Below are 2,359 nucleotides of genomic sequence, written 5' to 3'. Positions count from 1 at the left end.
GGCGGCGGCGGGGCCGGACGCCATCGTCGAGGCAGCCGTGCGGCCCGCCGACTGGATCATGGCCTCCATCGTCGGCGCGGCGGGCCTGCGTTCGGCCTGGGCGGCGGCGGGAACGGGTGCGACCCTGGCCCTGGCCAACAAGGAGAGCCTGGTCTGCTGCGGTCCGGCGCTGATCGAGCGGGTCAAACGCAGCGGCGGACAGTTGATTCCGGTCGATTCCGAACACTCAGCCATTTTTCAGGTCTTCCCGGCCGGGGCGCCCGAGCGGGTGTCCAAACTGGTGCTGACCGCTTCGGGGGGGCCGTTCCGCACGCTGCCGCGCGCGGCCATGACGCGCATCACGCCGGAACAGGCTGTGGCCCACCCGAACTGGAGCATGGGCGCCAAGATCTCGGTCGACAGCGCCACCATGGCCAACAAGGGGCTGGAGCTGATCGAGGCCGCCTATCTGTTCGACATGCCGGAAGACCGGGTCGATGTGGTCGTCCACCCGGAATCGATCATCCACAGCCTTGTGGAATATGTGGATGGTTCGACCCTGGCCCAGATGGGCGCGCCGGACATGAGGACGCCGATCGCCTGCGCCCTGTCCTGGCCGGACCGTCTGGCCTGGCCGGCGCCCAAGCTGGACCTGGCGGCCTTGGGGCGGTTGACGTTCGAGGCGCCGGACGAGGATCGGTTTCCGGCCTTGCGTCTGGCGCGCGAAGCTCTGGCGGCCGGCGGAATCGCCCCCATCGTCTTCAATGCGGCCAATGAGGTGGCGGCTCTGGCTTTCCTTGACCGGCGGCTGGGCTTTCTCAATATTGCCGCAGTCGTCGCCGACACCCTTGAGAAGGCGACGGGCGCGGGCGCGTCTTGCGGTTCCGACGATGCCTGCGAGGCGGCCCTGGCCGTTGACGCGCAGGCGCGACGGATCGCAGGCGACGTCATCGCCTCGCTGAACATCGCGGCCTGAGGGGAACGGGAGATACGAACGGCATGATAGGCTTGATCAGCCAGGCTCTGACCTATGTCGTGCCGTTTCTGCTCGTGCTGACGCTTGTCGTGACCGTGCATGAGCTGGGTCATTTCCTGACGGCGCGCGCCTTCGGCGTGAAGATGGACCGCTTTTCCATCGGTTTCGGCCGCGCGATCTTCCGTCGGACCGACAAGCATGGCGTGGAGTGGCGGATCGGCTGGCTGCCGCTGGGCGGCTATGTGAAGTTCTCCGGCGACCTGGATGCGACCGGTGTGCCCGATCGTGCGGGTCTTGAGGCGCTGCGCCAGGCTGTGACGGCCGAGCATGGGCCGGGCGCCGAGCGTGACTACCTGTATTTCAAGCCGTTGTGGCAGCGCGCCTTGGTCGTGGCGGGCGGACCGTTCGCAAACTTCGCCCTGGCCATCTTCATCTTCACCCTGCTGTTCAGCCTGGTGGGCGTCGAACTGCGGCCCGCGCGCGTGATGGAGGTTCAGCCCCAGTCGCCGGCGGCGCAGGCGGGCTTCCTGCCGGGCGATCTGATCACCCATGTGAACGGCAAGCTGATCTCCGATGGCGGGGAGGTGACGCGCGTCGTGGCCCTGAGCAGCGGCGATCCGGTGCGCTTCACCGTCGAGCGCGGCGATCAGGCGGTGCAGTTGACCGCTACGCCCGAGCGCCGGGTAGAGACCGACCGCATCGCCGGCCGGGTCAGCGTCGGCCGCATCGGTCTGGCCCTGGGCTCGAACCGCGATGAAATCCGCCACGTCCGCTACGGTCCCGTCGCAGCCGTGGGGCAGGGGGTGCGCGAAACCGGCGCCATCCTGAACACCACCCTGACCTATATCGGCCGCATCTTCACCGGCCGTGAGTCGGGCGATCAGTTCAGCGGTCCGCTGGGAATCGCCAAGGCGTCCGGCGCCCTGACCAACGCCGCGGTCGCGGCCAATCCCGAGCCCTGGGCCATTGTTCGCAATCTGTTGCTGACGCTGACCAGCTTCGCGGCCATACTTTCGGTCGGAATCGGCTTTTTAAATCTGATGCCTATTCCCGTTCTGGATGGGGGGCACCTGCTGTTCTACGCTTATGAAGCCGTGGCGCGCCGCCCGATGGCCGCCCGTGTTCAGGAAGCGGGATATCGGGTCGGTCTTGCTTTGCTGGCGGGTTTGATGTTGTTCGCGACCTGGAACGATCTGCAGAAGCTCAATCTCTTCAAATTCCTCGGCGGGCTCGTCTCGTGAGCCGACGCCAGCCCCCGATGGTATTCCGCATGAACCAAAACGACAGTCGCCTCATGACCCAGACTCCTGGCCGCATTCTCGGGGTCAGCGCCCTGGCCCTGACCTTCGCCGCCGGACTGGCGCAACCGGCCCTGGCCCAGCAGGCGGCGCCCGCTCCGGCCCA

General features: G+C 67.3%; 2 protein-coding genes. Both read left to right on the top strand.

What is annotated here, in order from left to right; genetic code table 11:
• On the top strand, positions 1-955 hold a 955-nt coding region (dxr, locus tag RT567_RS16020; RefSeq protein ID WP_313577208.1), incomplete at its 5' end, for a 1-deoxy-D-xylulose-5-phosphate reductoisomerase.
• 23 nt (positions 956-978) lie between these two features.
• Positions 979-2,196, top strand: a complete 1,218-nt coding sequence (locus tag RT567_RS16015) for a M50 family metallopeptidase (RefSeq protein ID WP_313577207.1) — start codon at positions 979-981, stop codon at positions 2,194-2,196.
• The last annotated feature ends 163 nt before the right edge of the window (positions 2,197-2,359 follow it).

This window comes from Brevundimonas sp. (genome assembly GCF_032107865.1).
Lineage (GTDB): Bacteria > Pseudomonadota > Alphaproteobacteria > Caulobacterales > Caulobacteraceae > Brevundimonas.
The sequence above is the reverse complement of the archived record's forward strand: the minus strand, read 5'-3'. Positions and strand labels throughout refer to the sequence as shown.